Consider the following 3,577-nt stretch of genomic DNA (forward strand, 5'->3'; position numbering starts at 1 on the left):
CACACCTGTTCCCATCTCGAACACAGAAGTTAAGCACTTTAGCGGCGACAATATCTAGCCAAGCGCTAGTGAAGATAGTTCATCGCCAGGTAATTTGACACTCTATTTAGAGTGTCTTTTTTTTATGATCAATCAGATTTACATATTAATGGACTTAGCATTCATGAGTGAGATATTTGTAGCCCTTCTATGAGCACAAAACAATTGCTGTGCAAATATACCTGTGATAAGTGATTACACGCTATGATGAACTTGCAATGACCCTATTGAGATTATACAATCAGTCATGTAATGTTCCCAATTCACTGGACACCTTCAATTCAAAACATCTCACATTCAAGCTTTTATTCAAATACGATAGTGTCTGCATCAGTAAGTAATCAATTAATGACACTAAACTTAAGAATAAAACTTTAAAGGATCGTTGGTGGCAAGAAATGAGAATGGGAATGGCACAGGCTAGTATAACCATACAAAACCATAAAAAAAGAGACATTTCCATTAGTATGTTCCACTAAGAAACTACTGATGAAAATATCTCATTCAAAACTATGGATAAATAACCAAATATGTCGTGCACGCCTTCGCGCGCTACTCTAAGTTACAAATCCAAGCATAATCTTTTAAACATGAAGTTCCATTTGGAATTGCCGCATATATAAATCAAAACCAAGTTCAATTAAGCACTCAATTACTTCATGTGAATTACAGTCAATATTATTTATAATAAGAGTATCATGAATTGAACTGACATGCGTTAAGAGTTCGACGAATTGAGATTTATCGTTATAGCCAAAATGGCGTACACCGCCAGTAGTAGAGACTGTTATAAATGCCTCGATTGATTGTTTCTCAATGCGATAGGTCTTATGTTCGTTTACGTTATAGTGCATATTTGAAAACGATGGATCAAAGTGCCAAAGATAACTCAGTTCATCTGATTTCGAGCCAAGATTAACGCGCACATTGTCAGAAATTCCTTGATTCGCTACATTTCCTCTAAAACATGCGTAGGACACAGTTTTTTCAAAACCCATTCTTGTATAGAGTTTAATTGCTTCTTCATTGGACTGAAGAACCTCAAGTTGGTATGTGTCAATACCATAAAGACTGAAAAAAGAAATTGTTGCATCAAACATTTGGGTATAGACACCTTTACGGCGGTGACTTGGAACAACGCCAGACATAACATTATAGGCTAAACTATCATCTGTTGCATTTATAATAAAGCCGACTAACTTACCTTCGTATAAAGCTCCAAACGAATAGGTTAGATTCGCTTGGACGCTTTCCAGTTTATTTTTGAGCTGTAGCTCGGTTAATTTTATTTTTAAAACATAGTCTGAAAAAGAATTATTGATTACCTCTACCAATTCTTCTAGGCTAGACTCATTTAGTTGTATAATTTCGTACATGTACTCACCTCATAGATATCATTGTATCACGTGTGCAGAATACATTTGTATTAATGTAAATAAATTGTATAATTGTACTAGAAAAGAGGATGCTATGACGGACAATGGAATACGATTACAACTTTCAGGAATTGCGATTCTCCTATTAGGAATCGGTTTACAAAACAACGAGGTGCTTTTGTGGTTTGGAATATTTGTTGCGCTCTATGGATTATATCGTGGGGCAGATGATCAAGGAAAAACGAGGAATGGTAACTATGTTCCCAATATGGATAAGTTGGCAGAACGCTCTGCAACTGCAATTCTAAAAGCACGCAAAGAGGATAACGTTCAAGATAACGCGCAGGATTAATGGAAACAAAACGCACAACGGATAGTTCATTCGTTGTTTTTTATTGAATCAATGATCCATGATAGGAGCCTTTTAAAAATGGTGGTTGACATTGGTACTTGAACTAACCTATACTATCAATGTATTAATAACCAAATATAATACCCATAATATGGTTGGGTAGTATCTACCGATGTACCGTAAACACATCGACTATCGTGGTGAAAACTCGCAAGATCGTTTTCTCCCGATCTTTTTTTATTTGGTTTTTTAATCAAAAGAAAGCTAAGGAGAGGAGATAAAATGGAAAAATTCTTTAAGCTCAAGCAAAATAATACAACAGTGGGTACGGAGGTGCTGGCAGGAATAACAACATTCTTTGCAATGGCATATATTCTTTTTGTGAATCCACAAATATTATCTGAGTCAGGGTTGCCTTATAATGGGGTTTATATTGCAACAATTCTTGCATCTGTAATTGGAACACTCATCATGGGGTTATTCGCGAATATCCCTTATGCACAAGCTCCGGGTATGGGATTGAATGCATTCTTTACGTATACAGTTGTTTTAGTAGGGGGATTTACACCATACGAAGCACTCGCAATGGTATTTATTTGCGGTTTATTAAATATGTTTATGACCGTTACAAATATCCGTAAGCATCTCATTAAAGCGATTCCTGAAACCTTACAACTTGCAATCAGTGCCGGAATTGGATTGTTTATCGCTTATATTGGATTATTAAATATCAAATTTATTGAATTTGGAGCAGTCCCATCAATCACAACATTCAAGGATCCAAGTATCGTGTTGGCAGTAATTGGCCTTATTATTACTATTGTGTTAATGCTTAAAAAAGTTAAGGGTGCTATTTTAATCGGTATTCTTGCAACTACCGTTATCGGTATTCCAATGGGTGTTGTTCAGCTTGGAGGAGCGGCTCAATCAACTGTTGGATTCTCAGTTATTTTTAAAGAATTTGGGGAAATTTTTGGAAAAGCATTAGGTCAAGAAGGTCTTATTAGCCTCTTCACAAATTACAATTTAACAAAAATTATTCCAATCATCTTTGCATTCTCATTAACCGATACATTTGATACCATTGGTACTTTTATTGGTACAGGTCGTCGTTCAGGAATTTTTTCTCAAGAAGACCAAGATTCATTAGAATCAGGAAGTGGTATGAAGTCAAAATTGGAACGTGGATTATTTGCAGATATGATTGCGACAACAGCAGGTGCAGTTCTTGGAACTTCAAATGTTACAACATTTGTTGAAAGTTCTGCCGGAATTGGAGCGGGTGGACGCACTGGATTAACCTCTGTCGTTACAGCAGCGTGTTTCTTAGCAAGTATTATTCTAGCGCCAGTTGTTAGTTTAATTCCGCCAGCAGCGACTGCTCCGGCATTAATCGTTGTTGGTATCTTGATGAGTGCTTCATTCGCAGATATTGAATGGGCTAACTTTGAAAAGGCTGTACCAGCTTTCTTTACAGTAATCATGACTGTATTAACCTATAGTATTTCAAATGGTATTGCATGTGGTTTTATTGCTTACATTGTAGTAGAAGTTTCAATGAAACGTGCATCAAAGGTTCATCCAATCGTCTATGGTAGTGCAATTCTATTTATTTTAAACTTTGTAATTACAGCAATGAGTTAAAAAGTATCAATCCTTATAAAGAAAAGAACACTCATCGATGTGGAGTAGTAAACTAAAAGTAGACAAGTAAAAAAGACTTGTCTACTTTTTTTGTGTAATAATAAAATCAAAGATAAAACGGAGGTATTAATGATGGGAAGACCCAAAGGTGGATTAAATAATAAAT

3 protein-coding genes, 1 rRNA gene and 1 riboswitch are annotated in these 3,577 nt (G+C 35.7%); of the genes, 3 read left to right on the forward strand and 1 reads right to left on the reverse strand.

The features are described 5' to 3' along the window. A 5S ribosomal RNA gene (gene rrf, locus EPJ90_RS08740) occupies positions 1-91 on the forward strand; the annotation flags it as partial. A gap of 532 nt (positions 92-623) precedes the next feature. Here the strand turns inward: rrf and EPJ90_RS08465 are convergent. Then, a complete protein-coding gene (locus EPJ90_RS08465; protein ID WP_161637585.1) occupies positions 624-1,415 on the reverse strand; it encodes a GNAT family N-acetyltransferase in 792 nt (263 codons plus the stop codon). Positions 1,416-1,509: 94 nt separating this feature from the next. Here EPJ90_RS08465 and EPJ90_RS08470 point away from each other — a divergent pair, with 94 nt between their 5' ends. Together EPJ90_RS08470 and EPJ90_RS08475 are read left to right on the forward strand one after the other, a co-directional pair. Further along, positions 1,510-1,767: a hypothetical protein gene (locus EPJ90_RS08470; protein WP_125163820.1), complete on the forward strand. Its 258-nt coding sequence runs from the start codon at positions 1,510-1,512 to the stop codon at positions 1,765-1,767. A 113-nt stretch (positions 1,768-1,880) separates the two neighbouring features. Beyond that, positions 1,881-1,983, forward strand: a riboswitch (purine riboswitch). 66 nt (positions 1,984-2,049) lie between these two features. Further along, positions 2,050-3,411, forward strand: a complete 1,362-nt coding sequence (locus EPJ90_RS08475; RefSeq protein WP_161637583.1) for an NCS2 family permease — start codon at positions 2,050-2,052, stop codon at positions 3,409-3,411. Positions 3,412-3,577: the final 166 nt, after the last annotated feature.

It is taken from the genome of Erysipelothrix sp. strain 2 (EsS2-7-Brazil) (assembly GCF_016617655.1).
In the GTDB taxonomy this organism is placed as follows: domain Bacteria; phylum Bacillota_I; class Bacilli_A; order Erysipelotrichales; family Erysipelotrichaceae; genus Erysipelothrix; species Erysipelothrix piscisicarius.

Excerpts from the sequence above, each read along its gene's own strand:
- EPJ90_RS08465 (WP_161637585.1), bottom strand. The coding sequence starts at position 1,415 with ATGTACGAAATTATACAACTAAATGAGTCTAGCCTAGAAGAATTGGTA.
- EPJ90_RS08470 (WP_125163820.1), top strand. The coding sequence starts at position 1,510 with ATGACGGACAATGGAATACGATTACAACTTTCAGGAATTGCGATTCTC.
- EPJ90_RS08475 (WP_161637583.1), top strand. The coding sequence starts at position 2,050 with ATGGAAAAATTCTTTAAGCTCAAGCAAAATAATACAACAGTGGGTACG.